At 65.5% G+C, this 18693-nt stretch carries 19 protein-coding genes; 9 read left to right on the plus strand and 10 right to left on the minus strand.

Going from position 1 to position 18693, the window contains the following annotated elements; translation table 11 throughout:
- Positions 1-31: 31 nt before the first annotated feature.
- The 5 genes from AC1MBE_RS13655 to nagB all read left to right on the plus strand — a co-directional run bounded on the left by AC1MBE_RS13655 (position 32) and on the right by nagB (position 4747).
- Positions 32-790 (plus strand): carbohydrate ABC transporter permease, encoded by a 759-nt coding sequence (locus AC1MBE_RS13655; protein ID WP_479779053.1) that lies wholly within the window; start codon positions 32-34, stop codon positions 788-790.
- Entirely contained in the window at positions 787-1635 is an 849-nt protein-coding gene (locus AC1MBE_RS13660) for a carbohydrate ABC transporter permease (RefSeq protein ID WP_479779055.1), read from the plus strand. Before AC1MBE_RS13655 ends, AC1MBE_RS13660 begins: the two co-directional genes overlap by 4 nt.
- A gap of 206 nt (positions 1636-1841) precedes the next feature.
- Positions 1842-2693 carry an SIS domain-containing protein gene (locus AC1MBE_RS13665; protein WP_479779057.1) on the plus strand — a complete coding sequence of 284 codons (852 nt, stop codon included), beginning with the start codon at positions 1842-1844 and terminating at the stop codon, positions 2691-2693.
- A gap of 13 nt (positions 2694-2706) precedes the next feature.
- Positions 2707-3933: an ROK family transcriptional regulator gene (locus tag AC1MBE_RS13670; RefSeq protein WP_479779058.1), complete on the plus strand. Its 1227-nt coding sequence runs from the start codon at positions 2707-2709 to the stop codon at positions 3931-3933.
- Positions 3934-3970: 37 nt separating this feature from the next.
- The gene (gene nagB, locus AC1MBE_RS13675; RefSeq protein ID WP_479779059.1) at positions 3971-4747 is read left to right on the plus strand and encodes a glucosamine-6-phosphate deaminase; all 777 of its coding nucleotides are present in this window, start codon (positions 3971-3973) and stop codon (positions 4745-4747) included.
- Between the two features lie 215 nt (positions 4748-4962).
- On the opposite strand, the gene AC1MBE_RS13680 is transcribed toward nagB, so the two are convergent.
- On the minus strand, positions 4963-5892 hold the full coding sequence (locus AC1MBE_RS13680) for a sigma-70 family RNA polymerase sigma factor (RefSeq protein WP_479779060.1): 930 nt from the start codon (positions 5890-5892) through the stop codon (positions 4963-4965).
- A 275-nt stretch (positions 5893-6167) separates the two neighbouring features.
- Between AC1MBE_RS13680 and AC1MBE_RS13685 the strand changes: the two genes are divergently transcribed.
- Positions 6168-6587, plus strand: coding sequence for an ester cyclase (locus AC1MBE_RS13685; protein WP_479779061.1), 420 nt, complete (start codon positions 6168-6170; stop codon positions 6585-6587).
- A 9-nt stretch (positions 6588-6596) separates the two neighbouring features.
- On the opposite strand, the gene AC1MBE_RS13690 is transcribed toward AC1MBE_RS13685, so the two are convergent.
- Both AC1MBE_RS13690 and AC1MBE_RS13695 read right to left on the minus strand, forming a co-directional pair.
- Complete coding sequence (locus AC1MBE_RS13690) at positions 6597-7178, minus strand: histidine phosphatase family protein (protein ID WP_479779062.1); 582 nt, start codon at positions 7176-7178, stop codon at positions 6597-6599.
- A 54-nt stretch (positions 7179-7232) separates the two neighbouring features.
- The gene (locus AC1MBE_RS13695) at positions 7233-7700 is read right to left on the minus strand and encodes an SRPBCC family protein (RefSeq protein WP_479779063.1); all 468 of its coding nucleotides are present in this window, start codon (positions 7698-7700) and stop codon (positions 7233-7235) included.
- 339 nt (positions 7701-8039) lie between these two features.
- Here AC1MBE_RS13695 and AC1MBE_RS13700 point away from each other — a divergent pair, with 339 nt between their 5' ends.
- Together AC1MBE_RS13700 and AC1MBE_RS13705 are read left to right on the plus strand one after the other, a co-directional pair.
- Complete coding sequence (locus AC1MBE_RS13700) at positions 8040-9473, plus strand: TIGR00366 family protein (protein WP_479779064.1); 1434 nt, start codon at positions 8040-8042, stop codon at positions 9471-9473.
- Positions 9466-10818, plus strand: coding sequence for an amidase (locus AC1MBE_RS13705; protein ID WP_479779065.1), 1353 nt, complete (start codon positions 9466-9468; stop codon positions 10816-10818). Before AC1MBE_RS13700 ends, AC1MBE_RS13705 begins: the two co-directional genes overlap by 8 nt.
- Before the next feature lie 73 nt (positions 10819-10891).
- On the opposite strand, the gene AC1MBE_RS13710 is transcribed toward AC1MBE_RS13705, so the two are convergent.
- The 3 genes from AC1MBE_RS13710 to AC1MBE_RS13720 form a co-directional block, all read right to left on the minus strand.
- A complete protein-coding gene (locus AC1MBE_RS13710) occupies positions 10892-11986 on the minus strand; it encodes a glycerophosphodiester phosphodiesterase family protein (RefSeq protein ID WP_479779066.1) in 1095 nt (364 codons plus the stop codon).
- Positions 11987-12137: 151 nt separating this feature from the next.
- Positions 12138-12611, minus strand: coding sequence for a hypothetical protein (locus tag AC1MBE_RS13715; protein ID WP_479779067.1), 474 nt, complete (start codon positions 12609-12611; stop codon positions 12138-12140).
- A gap of 42 nt (positions 12612-12653) precedes the next feature.
- Positions 12654-13430, minus strand: coding sequence for a DinB family protein (locus AC1MBE_RS13720; protein ID WP_479779068.1), 777 nt, complete (start codon positions 13428-13430; stop codon positions 12654-12656).
- Between the two features lie 311 nt (positions 13431-13741).
- On the opposite strand from AC1MBE_RS13720, the gene AC1MBE_RS13725 reads away from it, so the two are divergent.
- A complete protein-coding gene (locus AC1MBE_RS13725) occupies positions 13742-14122 on the plus strand; it encodes a VOC family protein (RefSeq protein WP_479779069.1) in 381 nt (126 codons plus the stop codon).
- Between the two features lie 85 nt (positions 14123-14207).
- Here the strand turns inward: AC1MBE_RS13725 and AC1MBE_RS13730 are convergent, their stop codons facing one another.
- The 4 genes from AC1MBE_RS13730 to AC1MBE_RS13745 all read right to left on the minus strand — a co-directional run bounded on the left by AC1MBE_RS13730 (position 14208) and on the right by AC1MBE_RS13745 (position 18611).
- The gene (locus AC1MBE_RS13730) at positions 14208-15383 is read right to left on the minus strand and encodes a flavin-containing monooxygenase (RefSeq protein ID WP_479779070.1); all 1176 of its coding nucleotides are present in this window, start codon (positions 15381-15383) and stop codon (positions 14208-14210) included.
- Positions 15384-15410: 27 nt separating this feature from the next.
- The gene (locus tag AC1MBE_RS13735; RefSeq protein ID WP_479779071.1) at positions 15411-15722 is read right to left on the minus strand and encodes a hypothetical protein; all 312 of its coding nucleotides are present in this window, start codon (positions 15720-15722) and stop codon (positions 15411-15413) included.
- Positions 15723-15810: 88 nt separating this feature from the next.
- Positions 15811-17514, minus strand: a complete 1704-nt coding sequence (locus AC1MBE_RS13740; protein ID WP_479779072.1) for a helix-turn-helix transcriptional regulator — start codon at positions 17512-17514, stop codon at positions 15811-15813.
- A 197-nt stretch (positions 17515-17711) separates the two neighbouring features.
- Positions 17712-18611, minus strand: coding sequence for a potassium channel family protein (locus tag AC1MBE_RS13745; RefSeq protein ID WP_479779073.1), 900 nt, complete (start codon positions 18609-18611; stop codon positions 17712-17714).
- Positions 18612-18693: the final 82 nt, after the last annotated feature.

Here is an 18693-nt window from a genome sequence, read left to right on the forward strand (position 1 = left end):
GCTGATCTCGTTTTTCCAGGTGGACTCGGTCTTGGCAGTTGACACCCCCTTCGTGGGGCTTGGAAACTACGCCTCGGCACTGGCAAGCCCGGGCTTCTGGGCTTCGATGGGGCGCACCCTGTACTTCACGCTGACATCGACGGCGCTGGAGTTGGTCCTGGGCCTTGGGCTCGCTGCGCTGCTCAATGCGCCCATGAAGTTCCGCTGGCTCTTCCGTGCTGTTGTCGTTGTCCCGTGGGCAGTTCCGACGATTGTGAACGCCGCCATGTGGAAAGGCATCTTCAACGCAGAGTACGGGGCCTTCAACGCGGTTCTCCTGCAGCTGGGCCTGATTGACCACTACCAGGCCTGGCTGGGGGATCCGTTCACCTCATTGAACATGGTCATCGTTGCCGATGTGTGGAAGACGACGCCCCTGGTGGCTTTCTTCCTGCTGGCAGGCCTGACGTCCATTCCCAAGGAGCTTTACGAGGCGGCACGCCTGGACCGGGCCGGCTGGCCGCGGATGTTCCGGTCCATCGTCCTGCCCCTGCTGGTGCCCTCAATCTCCATCGTCGTCGTCCTGAGGACAGTAGAAGCTTTCAAAGTCTTCGACATCATCTACGGCATGACGCGAGGCGGGCCGGCAAACGGTACCCAGACCATTGCCTACTACACCTATGTCACCGCCTTCTCCGACCAAAATTACGGCGTCGGATCCGCGCTGTCCTACCTCATTGTGATGGTGATCCTCATCTTGTCCACTATTTATCTCCGCGTTCTGCGGCGGTCCGGAATGAGCCTGGTATGAGAAACGGGCGCCGCAACTCCGTCCTGATCCACCTGGCTGCCATCGTGGTGGGGCTTGCCATCATCGCGCCCTTCGCGCTCATGGTGATCGCCAGCATTTCACCCCAGAGCAACCTCATTTCGCGCCCGCTGCAATGGATACCATCCACGCTCTATCTGGACCGCTACCAGGAAATATTCACCGGCGGGGCAAACAGCGTCGGCTCCGCATTCCGGAGCGCCTTCGCCAACACGGTGATCGTTGCCAGCGGAACTGTAGCCATCTCCATGGTCGTGTCCATCCTCGGCGCCTATGCCTTCGCCCGGTTGCGGTTCCGTTTCCGCGGAACCGTGCTGATGATCTTCCTGGCAACCTATATGCTGCCGCAGATCGCGTTGCTGATCCCGCTGTACCTGGCTCTGAGCGCCCTGCAGCTGCTGGACACGAAACTCGGACTGATCATCGTGGACTGTTCGCTTGTCATCCCGTTCACGCTGTGGATCCTGAGCAACTACTTCGTCACGATTCCCGAAGAGCTGGAAGAAGCTGCCCTGATCGATGGGTGCGGCCGCATGGGGGCACTCTTCCGGGTGGTGCTGCCAAGCGCGAAGCCCGGTATTTTCGCCGCACTGATGTTCTCTTTCCTGCTGGCCTGGGACGAGTTCATGTATGCGCTGATCTTCACGTCGTCGGATGCGTCCAAGACCCTGACAGTCGCGATTTCCGAGTTTGCGGGCCGATACACCACGGACTTCGGACTGGTAGCAGCCGGAGGCATACTCGCCGCCCTGCCGCCCGTCATCATTGCCGTCATTTTCCAGCGATACATCGTCAGCGGCATGGCCGCCGGCGCAGTGAAAGGTTAATACAGTTGAGAAAGATTTCGTACGCGGATGCTGTGTCTTCGCAGCCTGAAAACCTTCGGCGTTCACTCTCCGGCCAGCTGGAGGTCCTTGCCGGCCTCGACCAGCGCTGGCTCCCCGGTGATACTGTGGGCGTCGTCGCCATGGGGGCCTCCACCCATTCAGGCCAAGCGCTCTTGACCGCACTCGGCCAAGCAGGTCTCCGGGGAGTGAACATCACGGCATCGGACCTGGCGCTTATGCGTGAAGGGTTTGAGCCTGCCGACCACTACGTGGTGGTCTCCGAATCGGGACTCAGTCCTGAACCGATCAGCGCGGCGGAAAAACTGGCCCCCGGCCGCAGGATTGGCATCACGAATGTTCCCGATGCGCCGCTTTCCGCAGTCGTGGACCATGTCCTTCCCCTTGGCGGATTCGATGATTCGGCTGTCTACACCATCGGGTACACGGCTACGCTGCTGGCCTATTCCCGACTGCTGCGCGCACTTACAGCTGGCGATGAAGGCCAGCCGGGATTCTTCGACAGCGAACGCATTCCGGCGCTGGTGTCCGAGGTCCTCGCCAACTACTCCGGTGCCGGGCCGAAGGCCGCCGAACATCTGCGCGAGGCACGGACGGTGGATTTTGTGGGCCGCGGGTACTCCTTGGCATCGGCGGGGGAAGGGGCCCTGATGTTCCGCGAAGCCCTTCAACTACCAACGGCATCCTTCGATACCTACCAGTACCTGCACGGCCCCATGGAACCCCTGGGACCCTCTTCCGGGCTGGTGATCTTCGGTGACGGACGGGAACTTTCCCTGGCAGACTCCGTCCTCGACGCCGGCGTCAAGGTCGTCTTGATTACGGCGGCGCCAGGGGAGGCCATCGCCCGGCCTGAACACCCCAACCTGATGGTCGTCGAGATTCCGGCTGAAGCAACGGACTTCGCGCGCGCTATTGTCGAAGCAGTTATCGTGCACCTTATTGTCGGTGCCGTCGCGGAAAACACTGGCCTGGCCATCCAAGGCTTCCGGTACCACCAGGACGATACGAAGCTGCAACCCGTCAACCGGACCGCTTAGGACAGATCGGAAAGTGTCGAGAGCCAACGGGAGCACCGCAACCACAAGTACGGTCTCCAAAGTCAACCGCACGGCCATCATTGAGACCCTCAAAGCCCATGGTCCGCTCTCGCGCGCCGGGATAGGTGAACTTACGGGGCTAAGCCCGGCAACGGTCAACCGGTTGACCGGGAACCTCATCAAGGAGCGCCTGGTCGAGGTCGAGGGCCAGAAGGAATCGACTGGCGGCCGCCCTCCCCTCATCATCCGCTACACGGGGCGGGCCAGGCTCGTGGCGGCGATCCAGCTGGCCACCGATAAAGCGACCGGAATCCTGGTGGACTTCGACGGCGAAGTGGTGGAACGGCACCAAGCGGAGTTTGGAAGTGAGGAACTGGGCGGTGCTAGCGCGGAAGGCGGCGCCGGGGGAGCGCGCCTGACCGTGACGCTCGGACTTCTCGATGCCCTGCTCGCTGCCGCCGAGGCGCAAGGCAGGCCATGCCTCGGCGTCGGCGTCTCAGTCCCCGGCGTGGTGAGCGGGCCTGATGGCGTCGTTAACAGCATCCCCGAACTGGGGTGGTCCAAGCTGCCGTTGGGAAAGATCCTGCGGGAGCGGACAAGCGTTCCGGTCTTCCTGGAAAACGATGCGAATGCCATGGCCTACGGCGAACTCCAACGCGGTGCGGGGCAGCACACCTCCAACTTGGTGGCACTGCTGCTGGGCAACGGCCTGGGTGCCGGTATTGTGACGGACGGCGTACTGCACCGCGGTGCGCGGTCCGCCGCCGGTGAAGTCGGCTACATGCTGATGGAACGGTCCTCGCTCCGGCGTTCGTACGGTGAGCTTGGCGACCTGGAAGACAGAGTGGGCTCCCAGGCCCTGACCCGCGAGGCCAGGAAAAAGGGCATCAACGTTCCTGCCGGCACACTTCTTACGGCCCATGACATCCTCCTGCTTGCGGCCCAAGGGTCCGAACCTGCGGCGAGCGAATTGGCGGACGGGATCCTGGACATGATCTCTATGGCGATTGCAGCCATGGCGATCATCCTCGACCCCGAAGTGATCGTGGTGGGCAGTGGCCTTGCCACCAACTCAGACCTGATCATTCCGGGCATACGGGAGCGCCTGGAGGGGAGAATCCTCGAGGTGCCCCACCTGGTGCCGCCCGCCTTGGGCGCCGACGCCGTGATCATGGGCGCCGCTGAACTGGCCATGAACTCCGTGAGCGGTTTGACCTACTTGGCACACCACGGCGGGTAAGCCGCCCGGAACCACAATCTTAGCGAGGCGCAATACAGTGCAAATCATTCTGTGCAAATCAACCCATGATGTAGGCCGTCGCGCCGCGGACATCATTGAGGCCCGGCTCCGGCAAGGGCCAACCGTGTTGGGACTGGCCACAGGCGGCTCTCCCGCCCTCACCTACCAGGAGCTGATTCGTCGGCACCGCGAAGAAGGCCTGAGTTTTAGCCGCGTCAGCGCATTTACGCTCGACGAATACGCAGGGTTGCCGCCCGCCCATGTCCAGTCCTACTACTCCACAATCCGGAGAGAATTTGTGGACCACGTCGATATGCCGCTGGAGCGGCTCTACACGCCTCAGGGCGACGCCGCTGATTTGAACGACGAGGCCGCCCGGTATGACCGGGCCATCAGTGCCGCGGGCGGAGTGGACGTACAGGTACTCGGTATCGGCACGAATGGGCATATCGGGTTCAACGAGCCGACATCATCACTTCAGTCCCGGACGCGGGTCAAAATGCTGGCAAGCCGGACACGCGCCGACAACGCGCGTTTCTTCGAGGACGAGGCAGAAGACGTACCCCGTTTGTGCCTGACCCAGGGCCTGGGAACCATAGGGGAGGCGCGGCAAGTGGTGCTCGTGGCCCTTGGAAGCAACAAGGCGGAGGCCGTCCGGGCCATGGTTGAAGGCCCCATCAGTGCTTTCTGTCCGGCATCAGCCCTCCAACTGCATCCCAATGCCACGGTGGTGCTGGATCCGGCGGCAGCGGCGGACCTGGCGTTGGCCGACTACTACCGTGAGGCGCAGGAGCTGCACGAACAACTGTTGTGAGCGGGGCGGCGCTGCGCCAGGTGTTGGCGGAGCTTGACGGGGTGTAGAGTCCGCGGACCGTATGTGTGGAATCGACCGTGTTGCCCTTCGCAAGGGAGACGGTGAGCGCGTGTGAATCCAAAGGTGTGAATCCACGGTGCCGACGGCATCCCCAACAGAAGTACGAGACAACCGTCCAACATCCCGAACAACCGGCCCGGTTTAGGAGACACGCCCTAGCCTCCAGCGTGATACTCCCGCAGGAGGTCAGACCGTGATGGGTCCTTGAGCTTCGCCATCGCTGCGAGCTCGATCTGGCGGGTGCGTTCGCGGGTCATGCCGCAGGCTTTCGCGACCGCGTCCAAGCGTTTGCCTCCGCCGCCGGTCAGGCCGAAGCGCAGCGCAATGATCCGGGCCTCCCGTGTCTCGAGCGTGTCCAGTGCGGCCTGCACCTGCGCCTGCATTTGTTGGTGGAAGAGCTGATCGGCTGCATCGGGGTCCGAGGGATCCAGCAGCTGTTCGGCCAGGACTTCGGTTCCGCCCCGGCCATCGGGGACCTCGGCGTCCAACGACTCGACGGGCTGACCGACGGTCAGCAGGCATTCAATCTTGCCGATCGCGTTGCCGGTCATCCGGCTGAGATCTTCGGCGCGGCAGACCGCGCCCGTCAGGGCGGCCGACCGTTGTGCCGACCGCAGTTGCTGCAGCTGTTCGACGACGTTAGTCGGCAGCCGGATGAGCCTAGCCTCGCCTGCCAGCGCCCGGGTGACGGCGGCCCGGATGCTCCAGGCGGCGTGGGTGGAGAACCGGAAACCCAAGGTGAAATCGAAGGTGCGGACGGCCCGGTGCAGTCCCAGGTTTCCTTCCTGGATCAAGTCCTCAAAGTCGAGGCCGCGCCGGGTGTAGCGCTTGGCGACTGACACTACGAGGCGGAGGTTGGCGTGAAACAGCGCGTCGAAGGCACGCCGGCCCAGCAGGACGATCGTCGTAAGCTCTTCCTCGTCCTGACCGGACCGCACTGTGCCGTCCGCCAGGAGCTGTTCCGCGAAAATACCTGCCTCGATCTCCCGCGCCCGGTCCACCTCTTGCTCGGCGGTGAGCGGGCCGTAGCGGCTCAGCCGGCGCAGATAGTCCGCGACGCCGTCGTCGTTAACCAGGTCAGCCATGTCATCCCCTGCCGGACGGTGCAAGCTTCTAACGGCAGATTAGGGGGCCGGTGTGACATTACTTGCGGCCTCAACCGGCGGCATCTTGACTCCCGAGACGCCCGGGTTTAGCTTCAGCCTTAACGAGGCGATTCGCCCCTTCTCCACTACTTAGGCACAGGTTTTCCCGGTGCCGCGCGCCAGCCCTCCAACGATGGCTGCGGCGGGTTGGCGGGCCATTCCGGGCAACATGCCTGGGGGATCTAATTCGGTCTCTCGCCTACAAGGAGCAGGAAATGTCGGACGGTATTGGACTGATAGAGCGGTTTTACAGGGACGTCGTGGAGAGCGGAAATCTTGCCCTCATTGATGAGCTGGCGACGGACGGCTACGTCGATCACGAGGAAGGCCTTCCCGGGCAGCCTGCCGGCAAAGAGGGCGTGAAATTTTTCGTGAACACCATGCGGTCGGCCTTCCCGGACATCAAGGTCAAATCATTTGAGCCGTCGATGGTCGCGGGCAGCATGGAGGCGTGCCACGTCGTCCTTGCCGGGACCCACCGCGGGGACATGGCCGGCGTCCCGGCCACGGGCAACAGCGTCGAGTTCGACTGCACAGACATCATCCGGGTCGAGGACGGCAAGGTGGCCGAACATTGGGGCACCACCAACAACCTGAGCCTGATGCAGCAGATCGGCGCGGTGCCTGTCGGCTGAGCGGCGCACCTAGACGGCGGCGGGGGCCAGCGGCTCGCCGTTGAGGTACTCGAGCCGCCAGCCATCGACGGCGTGGTGGTGCGCCAGGTTCAGCACGGCGTTCTCGATGCTGGGCAGCGGGCGGCCGGCCACCCGGCTGAGGCTCACCCGCAGCAGCGAACCGTGCGCCACCACCAGGACGCGGCCGCCGCCGAACTCCTCCGCCAGCGCCTCCAGCGCGGCCAGGCCGCGGTCCGCGGTGGCGTCCTCGCTTTCGGCGCCGCGGAAACCGCCGGCGATGCGCAGCGCGTCGAGTTCGGGGCCGTCCTGCAGGCCTTCGGCGGGGCCGTAGGACCGTTCGGCCAGTTCCGGCACGCGCCGGGCCACGCTGAGCCCGAGCCCGGCGGCGATCAGGTCCGCGGTCTCCGCAGCACGGCTCAGCGGCGAGGAGACGACCGCGTCCCATTCGGTCCCGGACAGGGCGGCGACGGCGTCCCGCGCCTGGCCGCGGCCGACGTCGTTCAGCGGGACATCGGTCGATCCCTGCAGCCGGCGCTGCGCATTCCCGTCGGTCTGGCCATGGCGGATGAGCGCAAAAGTTGTCAAGGGCATGCTTCCATTGTGCCCTGAGCTGGTCTGGACCCTGTTCCGCGGGCCGAAGGTGCCTCAGCTGCGGCCGGCCAGGACAGCCTGCAATTTCTCGAATGACTCGGTCCAGCCCTCGCGGTGCAGGGCCAGCCGTTCCTCCGTCACGAACGGTCCCTGCGAAAGGACGAGGTGCGTGCCGTCGCCGGCGCTCAGAAGCGAGAGGTCTGCGACGGTTTCCCGGTCGTCGGGCGCCGGTTCCCCCCACCTGAAGGTGTAGACCAAGCGCCAGGGAGGGTCGATCTCCAGGTATTCGCCGGAGAGGTGGAAGGGTTCGCCGTCCGGTGGCGTCATGCGGAACCGGTACCGGCCGCCTACGGTCAGGTTCAGTTCCGCCGCCGGAATGGTGAAGCCGTCCGGACCCCACCACGTCTTCAGTTCCGCCGGGTCGGTCAGCATCCTGAAGGCTTCCGCCGGGCTGGCGTCGAGCATGCACTCCAAGTTCAGGACCAGCCCGCCGGGTTGCGCACTGCCGGTTTCGCCGTTCATCGTCCCCACTCTGGCATCCTGTGCGTGCCAGCGGAAGCGGCGCGGGCTGGAAAGAGGGCTGACGGCGCGAGCTGGGGGCGATGAGTGGTAGGCGGCTCGCTTTGGCCGCAGCGATGGATACACGTCGGATATCTGACATCCTCTTGACAGGAGGAGAGGCGGAGTGTCCTATTGGATAGGCCAGTCAGCCTGTGACTCAGAACACGCCCGTTGGGCAGCGTCGAGCCCACTGAACATGGCCTTCGTTTTTCCATATGTCTAGTGACTGCCGGATAGACGCTCGGACGCCGGAGTCTGCCGTCCCCGTCATCCACGGTCAGCCGCAAATGAGGAGTAGCTATGTCAACTGTGCCGCAGCAGGCCCTACCCGGAGCTAAGAGTTCCCAGGTTCGTCGAAGAAACCTTATCCAGCGATTCACTGACCTTTGTGTACGGTACGTTGAGCGTTTCATGCCGGATCCGTACCTTTTCGCCGTCATCCTGACGCTTGTTGTGGTGGTCATGATTCTGCTCTGGGTGCCGAATTCCTCCGGCTCCGGAATCATTCAAAGCTGGTACCAGGGTGTCTGGGGAACCAACAACATCTTCACCTTCGCTCTTCAGATGGTGCTCATTCTGGTCAGCGGCTACACGCTCGCAGAGGCGCCCGTGGTTAAGAAGGGCCTCAACTGGCTTGCTTCCAAGCCTCGGAACCAAGTCGAAGGGGCCTTGCTGTGTTTCGGGGCCGCCGCCGCCGCCAACCTGCTCAACTGGGGCCTTGGCCTTGTAGTCGGTGCGCTGCTGGGACGGCGCATCTTTGCCAGGCTTTCCAACGCAAACTTTGGCTACATGATCGCCGCCGGCTACATGGGCTACATGTTGTGGACCAATGGGCTCTCCAGCTCGATCGCTTTGGCCAACACAGATTCAACAAGCAAGCTGAACGTCATTTACACGCTCACCCACCAATTGGTGCCGTTGGACCTGACGATCCTCCAGCCGTACAGCTACGTGACCGTCCTTGTCGCGATCGCCGCCCTGGCGCTGCTCATCTGGAAGATGGCCCCGCACGAGACCGACGAGGTCGACCGTGACGCGCTGCTCGCTGCCGAGCCTGCTGAGGCTCCCCGCGACGACCGCCCGCGGACTTTCGCTGACCGCCTTGAGGGGCTGTGGATCCTGAACGTCGGCCTCTTCCTGGCCGGGGCAGCGTATTTCGTGATCAGCGGCTTCGCGCTTAACATCTCATCGATGGTCATGCTCTTCACCATTTTGGCGGCCGCCCTGCACGGCACTCCAATCCGTTTCATCCGCGCCTTTACCGAAGCGGCCAAGACCTGCGGCCCGCTTCTGCTGCAGTACCCGCTCTACGGCGGCATCGTGGGGCTTCTGGCCTACGCACCGGACGCCCACACAAGCCCCCTCCAGGTAGTTATCTCCTCGGCCATTGTTGCCGGGGCCTCGGTGGCGACCCTTCCGTTCCTGAATTTCCTCGGCTCCATCCTTATTTCGCTCTTTATCCCCTCCGGAGGCGGGCACTGGGCGGTTCAGGGACCGATCGCCGTCGAAACTGCCCTGCAGTTGGGCCAGTCATCGCCGGCCTACCTCGGGAAGATCTCCATGTCGGTCGCGGCCGGTGAAGCTGTCGCCAACATGATCCAGCCTTTCTGGCTGCTTCCGGTCCTGGCCATCGCCAAGCTGAACGTTCGCAAGGTCATGGGGTACACGGTGGCCGCTTTCCTCGTCGGGTTCGTGATCTTCGGTATTGCGATGTTGGTGCTGCCGTATGTCTAACCTGAAGCCGCCCCAGACCAACCTCGCGGAGGCCCCCGGCCTCGCCATCCTCGCTGACGTTGCCGCGGGCCGAAAAGCGGTCTCGGAGACGGCCCGAGACTTCCTGGACACCATTCTTGTCCGGGAGCCCGAAATCAAAGCCTTCGCGCACCTGGACCCGGAGGCCGTGCGGGCGGCTGCAGCTGAACTGGATCGAATCGCTCCGGGCGACCCGGGGAAACCCCTTCTCGGGCTGCCGGTCGGAGTCAAGGACCTCATCGACACGGAAGACCAGCCCACGGAATACGGTTCTCGGTTGTTTGAAGGCAACCGCCCCGGCCGTGATGCGGCCGTGGTCCGTACGCTGCGGGAGGCGGGTGCGCTGCTGACCGGCAAAACCGTTACGACGGAATTCGCCCTCTTCAGCCCTGGTCCAACGAGGAACCCCTGGGACCTGCAGCGCACGCCGGGGGGATCCTCGAGCGGCTCGGCGGCGGCCGTGGCAGCGGGGATGCTTCCCGTCGCCCTCGGAACCCAGACGGCAGGCTCCGTCATCAGGCCCGCCTCATTCTGCGGAATCGTGGGGTTCAAACCGACGTTCGGCGCGATTGACCGGGACGGGGTTTTCCCAATTAGCCCAACCTTGGACACGGTGGGGCTTCTCAGCCGCAGCGTTGCCGACACAGTGGCGGTCTTCGATGTTGTTCGGACCAGTTCCTCCAGGCGCGGCGCGCGGCGTGCCCCGGATTCGGACCGCGGGGTCGAGGCGGCCAAGGGGCCGATTCGAGTCGGTTTCGCCCGGCCCGTCGAATGGGAACAGGCCGACCCTTCGACACGGTCAAGTATCGACGCGTTGAAGCTTCAGTTGATGGGCAGCGATATCGAAGTTGTGGAAACGATACTTCCCGCCGATTTCGACGGGCTGACCGCCGCCCAGTGCCTCATTATGGATTACGAAGTCAGTGAAGCGCTCCGGAGCCGCTGCGAAGAGAACCCTTCCCTGGTGAGCAGCAGCCTGATGGAAGTGATAAAGCGAGGTGCAGCCATCTCGGCAGCTGACTACTCCGGGGCCCTGAACCTGGCCGCCCGATGCAGGCCCATGCTTCCCGAGGTATTCGACGGCATCGACGCCCTTCTGGTTCCGGCGGTCATCGGTGAAGCACCGCTGGGCACGCAGGCAACCGGGAACCCGCTGTTCTGCCGTTCCTGGACCCTGCTCCACTGCCCGGCCATATCTCTACCCCTACTGCAAGGACCCAACGGGCTGCCTGTCGGGATCCAGCTGATCGGCAACCTGCACCGGGACGACGAACTGCTCGAAACAGCCCAGGCTTTGATGGACTGGAACCAAGCATCGGCCTCGTAACCAAAGCACAACGACGGCGGCCTGACCGGCCGCCGTCGTTGTGCTTGCGCGTACGCCGCGACAAAGGCTGCCCTTAGGCCTTGGGCGCGTACGCCTTCGGGAGCTTCAGCCCGCGCTCGTCCATCACGGTGCGCAGCCGTGTTGGGTAGTCGGTGATGATGCCGTCCACGCCCAGGTCCATCAGCCGGTTCATGTCCGCGGTGGTGTTGACGGTCCACGGGATTACCGGCAGGCCGAGTTCGTGGGCGTCGGCGATCATTCCCGGGGTGACGGAGCGGAAGGTGGGGGAGATGGCGTCGTAGCCCCGGGCGGCCGCGGCCTTGGCGAGAGATCCGCCGTAGGTGTCGATATCGATCCCGCCGAGGTTGGGGCTTGCGCCGGGCTGGCCGACCTCAAGCCAGGCGTCACCGCTGGAGAGGGCAACCAGTGGTAGCTCCGGGGCGAGCTGCTTGGTCAGGTTCAGCGAGGACCAGTCGAACGACTGCACAGTGGAGCGCTCCGCCATGCCCGAGGCCTGGATCTCGGCGACCACGGCCTTGGTCAAAGCCACCATGCCCGGGCCGCCGGACTTGCCGTCCTCGACCTTGGTCTCGATGTTGAAGCGGACCTTTTTGGCCTCGGCGTCGCGCGCCAGCTGGAAGACGTCCGTGAGCTCCGCGATCCGGTTCCCTTCGATCACGTCCTGCTCGGAGAAGCCTTTCAGCTGGGTGAAACCGCAGTCGAGCGTCTTGATCTGGGCCAGCGACAGGTCCGCCACCCGGTCCCCGACATACGGGAAGGCGGGATCGCCCGGGGCGGCCGGCGCGGTGTCCTGGCACTTGTCGGCCTGGATGGTGTCGTCGTGCCAGACGATGATCTTGCCGTCGGTGGTCAGGTGGGTGTCCAGTTCCAGAGTGCTCACGCCCAGCTTCAGTGAGTTGGCGAAGGCAGCCAAGGATTCCTCGGTCCACTCACCGCGGCCTCCGCGGTGCGCCTGCAGGTCGAAGGAACCGTTGCGCTCGTTGGTCTTGATGCTGGATGTTGCGGTTCCCGCGGCGTTCGACGCGGCGTTCGACGCGGCGTTCGACGACGGCGCGGAGCCGGCGTCGGTGTTGGAGGCGGCGACAGCGGGGCTGGCGAGGGCGGCGACGAGCGCGGCGGCCGCGGCAGCAGTCAGGACTGTACGCATGGTGATGGTTCCTTCCGGGGTACGGATACCGGCGTTGAGCCGAAGACCCGACCACGCTAGGGAACGCAGGTGGAGCGCCGTGTTCCGTGAGCTGGACTCCGGGTGAACTGTGGGCGCCGAGTGGCAGCCGAAGGCCCGGTTCCTCACGTGGCTAGATGCCGGTGGCGCCCGTGTCGGTTCCACTCAGGGTGTCGATGTAATCCAGCGTTTTTGGACTGACGTGCCGCACCGCCGCGAGGGCCTCACGGACAACGGTTCTTCTGGCCGGGTCCTCCAGGGCGTCCCGGAGTTCCATTACCGTGTCGATGCCCTGGCGCTCGAACACGCACGTGATTTCCTCCATCTGGGCCAGACGGCCCGGAGAGGGCCAGTCGATGACGTCGGAGAGCTTCCCGTTATCGAGGTGCTGGCGGAATCCGCTGGTCGTGGCGGCATCAGGCCAGGCCGCAATGAGAGCGTCGACCCGCGGTTTGACGGTCTCGTGGTAGTTCTGCCGCCGCTGCAACGTGGCATCGACAATGATGGCCCCGATGTGGTCCCAGCCGCGACTGACGTCGGTCGAGGCGTCGCTGCCGGGTGAGGCGGCTGGCGCCGGAAGGTTGGCGGGATCATTGTCGATAGTCATAAGTGAATACTTCCACGTGCCGGTGATGAGTGTGTGTTCGCGTCAGCCGGGACCGGGTTTCTCGGTGGCGAGCCCCGCCTCGATCGCGTCCAGGTCCCGGACGGCGTAGCGGAGGTGCTCCCATTCCTCGTTGAGGATGGTGTGCAGGCAGGAGCGGACAGTCACCGGTTGGTCGGGGGCCCACGGATTTCGGCGGGTCGAGGACAGGTCCGCCGCGGTGACGGTGGCGAGGTAGCCCCACACCATGGCTGCCCTCTCTGCCCGGACCTCAAGCACCTCGGCATAGGACGGTGCGACTGCCGAGAAGACAGCCAGGTCGTACCCGTCGGTTTCGTACTCCGCGTTGGGTTGACCGAAAGGGTGGTACGGCTGCTCCAGTTCGAGGATTCCCCGGCCCAGCCAGGTGTCCGTGGCCATGACCAGGTGGCGCAGCGTCTGGGCGAAGGACCACTCGCCGTCCACGGAGATATCAACCGTGCCGGCAGGCATCGCCGCAACCCGGTCCAGCGTCGCCTGCCAGGTCCGCTCCAGCACGGCCCAGGCGGCACGTAGCCCCTCCGGGTTGCCGGCGCGCCTCTCGGCGCGGCCGGGGAAGCGGCGGTTGAGTTCCGCCTCGACGAAGGGGACGACGTCGACGCCGTTAATGCGCAGGGTGTTCCCGCCGTCGAACAGCCACGGGGCGTCAATGTCCGCCCCGGCAGCGTCGGCCGCCCGCATCACCGCCCCGGAAAGGTCCGAGCGGATGAACCGGGCGCCCCGCAGGTTCACGTCGGTGAAGTGGGCGCCCTGGAGGTCGTCGGACTGGGTGAAAGCTGCCATGCCAGCACTCTGCCACGGCTGCGTCAGCCGCGCAGCACCCGGGCGGGGTTACGTGGCTGCAGCCAGCGGTCCTCGGATTCAACCGGACACCAAGCCCCTATTTTCCGCAGGACCGGATCGGTCCATAATGGCCACATAAGCTTCGGGGACCCCTTGCACTGGTGATGGGTGGCGCGGCGATGAAGAGTCCCAGGTGGCCGCCCCGTTTCGGCGCGAGGGGCGGTCACGGGCTCCGGGCACAGATTCCGGGGACCGAAACCGGGGGGAGCAACGCCATCACTGCGGTCATCAACGCACAGATTGGAATCATCATGCTCAGCAACTCAAGCATCATGGCTGTCCTGCCGGCGAAGGACATTAACCGGGCGAAGGATTTCTACCGGGACAAGCTGGGAATCGAGCCCTCCGAGTCCATGGAGGAGGGCACCGTGATGTACAACTGCGGCCAGGGGACCCGGTTCCTGCTGTACCAAACAGAGAATGCAGGGACAGCCAAGAACACCCAGCTGGGCTGGGAAACAGACAACCTCGAAGCCGAGATGGAGGAAATGCGGGGCCGCGGCGTCGTCTTTGAAGACTACGATTTTCCCGGCCTGAAGACGGAAAATGGCGTCGCCACCGCCGACTGGGGGAAGGCGGCCTGGTTCCTGGACAGCGAGGGCAACATCCTCAACATCGCCCAGCGCTCGTAGTTCGGCGTCTGGCAAGCGGCAACGAGCAACGAGGCAAAGCAGCGCTGCCGCCGCCAAGGAATCCGAACGGAACTGGCTCCCTGCGCTAAGCCGCCAGCCCGCTCGGCAGTTCCGCTGCGTGCTGTGGGGCCCGGGTGGCGGCGAGCTGCTTCGCCAGGTATTTGGCGTCCCGGCACACGCCGGGGAGGGTTTCCGATGCTTCGGCGAAGATGAGCTCCTGACCCAGCAGGTACAGGCCCGGCAGGGCGTCCACGATCCCGCGGTGCTGCTGCTCCCGCCAGTTCGCGGGCAGCGCCGGGATGTCCAGCCAGGGGTAGGCCTCGGTGAAGCCGGTGCACCAGATGACATTTGCCACCGGCAGGCGCTGGCCGCCGTCGAGCATTACTTCGCCGTCCTCAACTCCGGTGACCCTCGGCACCAGGTGGACCCCGGCGGCACGTAGGTCCGCGAGCTTGGTGCGGATCAGCGGCCTGGCCATGGCGGCGATCTTGGGCAGCATCTTGCGTCCGACCGGCGTGCTGGTGGTCAGTACGTGCAGCCCGGCGAAGCGGACCACCGGGAAGAAGAAGCGGGCCGCGGTCCGGCCGTGCCGGAACGGGATCTCGCCGCTCGGCTTGCCGGCCAGCCAGGTTTCGTGGCTGCGGCTGGTCTCTAGGGCGATCTCCGCCCCGGAGTTGCCGACCCCCACCACCAGGACGGGGCCGGGCTTGAGCTGGGCCGGGTTCTTGTAGTTGTGGGAGTGGAGTTGCACGACGTCGGACGGCAGTTCCGCCGCAAAGCCCGGCGTCCTGGGCAGCTGGCAGGCGCCGGTGGCGAGGACGACGTTTGCCGCCGTCCAGCGTTGCGTCCCGGCCGTGACATGGAACCGCTGCCCGTCGTGGCTCAGCCGGGTGACGGCTGTGTTGGGCCGAATGGGCAGGTGGAACCGGGAGGCGTAGTCCTCCAGATAGTCCGCCTGCTCGTCCTTGGTGGGGAAGGCCAGCGGATCGCCTGGGAAGGGCCGGCCGGGCAGGCCGTTGTACTTGGCGGGGGTGAACAGCCGCAGCGAGTCCCAGCGGCTCCGCCACGCGTCGCCAACCCGTGTGCCGGCGTCGAGAATGACAAAGTCCCGGCGCTGCTGCGCCAGGTGGTAGCCCAGCGCCAGACCGGACTGTCCGGCGCCGATGATGACGGTGTCGACGGCGCCAATGCTGACTTTGCCAGGGCCGGCTTTGCCAGTGCCGACGACGCCGCCGGTGTCAGCTGCTGGGGTGGTGTTCATAGTGGGTGCCTCCTTGGTGTTGCATGTTCAGTGGGTTGGTAATGAACGCTGTGCCTGCTGGGGCGCCGGGTGGCCTGCGGGTCCGGACCGGAAGCGCAGGTACCAGATGAGCAGCAGCGCGGAGGCGACGACGTAGAAGGCATGCAGCAGCCAGATCGGCCCCAGCGGGAGGCTGAAGACGTAGACGGAGTGCACAGCGTTGGCGACGTTGCTCAGCGCGAGGTAGCCGAGGCTGTAGGAGTCAAGGTTCTTCGTGTGGAGGGCCTTGAGCAGCATGGGCAGGTAGCTCACGGCGAAGAGGCCGGTGGAAACCATTCCTGCGAGCACTGAAACGTTCATGCATTAACGCTATTTTTCGTTGCGCCGCGGCGAATCGGGCGAATCACCCATTTCCCGTGGGCCGGGGAGAAGCTGGGAATGGGTAGTTTTATGCAGGGCGGGAGGTCAGAGCGAGGCCGTGCTGGTAGGCGTAGGCCGTGACCGCGGCCCGGGAGGTCAGGCCCAGCTTGATGAAGATATTGCTCAGGTGCCGGGCCACGGTTTTTTCGCTGATGAACAGCTCGGCGGCGATGTTTCGGTTGCTCAGCCCGGCGGAGACCAGCCGGACCACCTCGGTTTCCCGGGCGGTGAGCGGCCCGGCGTCGGCGGCGTGACGGGCGTCGTCCCGGGTGGTTGACGCCGGGGCTGTGCGGACGTCCGGGGCTCTTGGCACCGATTGCCCAAGCCCCGCCAGTTCAAGCCCGGCCAGCGCCGGCGCGGCGCCCAGCTCGGAAAAGACTGCCCGGGCCGCCTCACGCTCCAGCCGGGCGGATTCCGCATCGCCGAGCTCGGCGCACAGTCTGGCCAGGAGGGCGCGGCAGCGGGCCGCTTCGAACGGTGCGTCGAGGCTGAGCCAGCGGGTCCATGCGCGGCGCAGCGGGACCAGGGCAGCCCCGGGGTCTCCGTCGTGGAACAGGACAGCGGCTTGGGACTGGTCGGCGAGGGCGTGCAGCAGGGGCATGTCGATCGAGGCGCACAGCGAGTCCAGCTCCTCGGCGGCGGCCCGTGCTGCCGGTGCGTCGCCTGCCGCCAGTTCGATCTCCACCCGGGCGGCGAGCATCAGGCGCCGGTAGGCGGGGTCGATGCCGGCCATGGCCTGCCGGAGCATGGACTGAGCCTGGTCCGGCCTGCCTTGGGCCAGGCGCAGGAGGGCCAGCCCGGGCTGCGCCGGGAAGCCGGTGTCCTGGGCGTGCAGGTAGGAGGCCTCGGCGTCGTCGAAGTCGCCCCGGAGCCGGTGAATTTCGGCCTGTTCGTAGAATCCGCCGTAGGTGGCCATCCGGTCGCCGCGGACGGCGAGGTCCTGCGCCGTTCTGGCCGCGTCGATCGCCTCGGTCCAGGCGCCGTGCAGCCGGTACAGCTCGGCCCGGTGCATCTGGCACTGGCCGCTGAAGACCACCAGGTTCTGTTGCGCCTCGCACCACCGGTCCAGCGCCCGTGTCCACTCGTGCGCGCGCTGCAGGTCGAAGGCCAGACGGCAGGTCTCGATCACCGCGCAGTAGATGATCCCGGCGGGGATCGGGGAGATTTCGCCGACGGTGACGGCCACCATGGCCTCGTCGAGCAGGGCGAGACCGTCGTCGAGTTCCCCCAGCATGATCTTTGCCTGTCCGAGGCCCAGCGTGCCGAGGGCCGCCGAGTCAGCGTCGCCGCGTGCCCGTCCGAGGTCCGCGGCCCGGGTGAATGCTTCCGAGGCGGTGGCGCCGTCGCCCTGGTAGAGGGCGCCCAGCCCGACAGGGACGGACAGCAGGCCCTCGAAGGGGCAGGGCTCAGGCAGGTCCTCGACGATCCGGCGGGCCCGGGCCAGCCACCCGGCGCTACGGGCCGGTTCGCCCAGCAGGATGAGGTTCATCCCGGTCCAGACGGCGCAACGGGCGGCGGCGGCGTAGTCGCCGTCGGCGAGGTATTTCAGGTGCGCCCGGGACAGGATGTCCACTCCTTCGGCGCCCCGGCCGGTGAGGATGACGGAGATGGCCAGCTGTTCCAGATCGCCGGCCGGAAGTTCGGCGTCGTGGTCGGCGGCGGTGTACTGCCCGACGGCGTCCGGCCAGCGCCGTGCGGCGTAGGCTTCCCGGCCGCGTGCGAGTGTCGACATCGCGCCTCCCCGTTCCCGGTGGCGGGTCTGAGCCTGTGGGCGCTGCCCGGCCGGCCCTCCCGGAACCGGTGGTGGGCGGCGTGGCCCGTCATCTGCTTTTCAGGCTACCGCCGGGGTTGAGGGGCGGCAAGGTGCGGGCGGGGCGCTCGCTGGCCCGCCCATTCACCACGACGGCGGCGCCCGGGTTGGTCACATGTCTAGGGCTGGTTAGCGTCGGGTTTCCTGCCCCGCAGGTGTCGGTGGTGTAGCTCGTAGCTGTCGAACACGTCAGACGAAGTGGTTCCGGAATGGCCGAACTTGCCGCGAAGAACGTCCGCGAGTCCATCGAGCGCGGCGTGGAGCATCCGTCCGGCGAACTGGAGTTCAGGGTTGTCGCTGCGTTGGGCCTGGGATGCCAGTTCCTGGGCGTAGGCGACTGTGGCCGGCAAGGAGCCGCGCTGCTCGACCTCACGGAAATAGTAGGTTTCATGGAACGCAAGCAGATCGATGCTCACCAGAGCTACGTTTCCGGCCATTGACTCCAGCAGCCCGGCGGCCTGCCTGGGTTCCACGGACAGTACACCTGCAGGACCTGCAGCCTCCCTGAACAAGTTCAGCTCGTGAGCAAGGGCACGGCGGCGGTTAAGGGCCGGGTACATCTGCAGGATCCAGGTGACCGTTGCCGTCAGCAAACCGAAACCGGTGACGGCCTGAAGTGCCACAACCAGCCTGAGCAGCGAATGCGTAGCCACGATATCGCCAAACCCCACGGTGGAAAGAGTGACCAGGGAGATATAGAGGGCTTCGGCGAAGTCGGCCCGCAGGGGAACCCCGGCTCCGTAAACAAAACCGTCCGTCAGATGCGGCAGGTACAGCAGGGCCCAGCCGATGGCCGCGAGGCCCGCCCAGGCGCCAATGACAGCCGCCATGGCCAACGGCGCTGCAATGAAGGAGCCCCGGCCCCGCAGTTTTCTTGACGCCAGCCAGAACCCGCGCATGATCGCCCGGCCCACGGGACCGGAACCGTGGGGATAAAGCAGCGTTCGAAAGACGTCAACGAGCATCAGCAGAACCAGCCCGGCCCCCAAAACCGTCCAGAGCGCGTCCTCTAAGTCCATGCCTCATCTTATGGGCGGTGCCCCGGGAGCAATGACAAACAAAGGGACCCCGTAGTGCCGAGTACGACGGCGGCACCGGGTC

This window comes from Arthrobacter sp. BG5 (genome assembly GCF_056680155.1).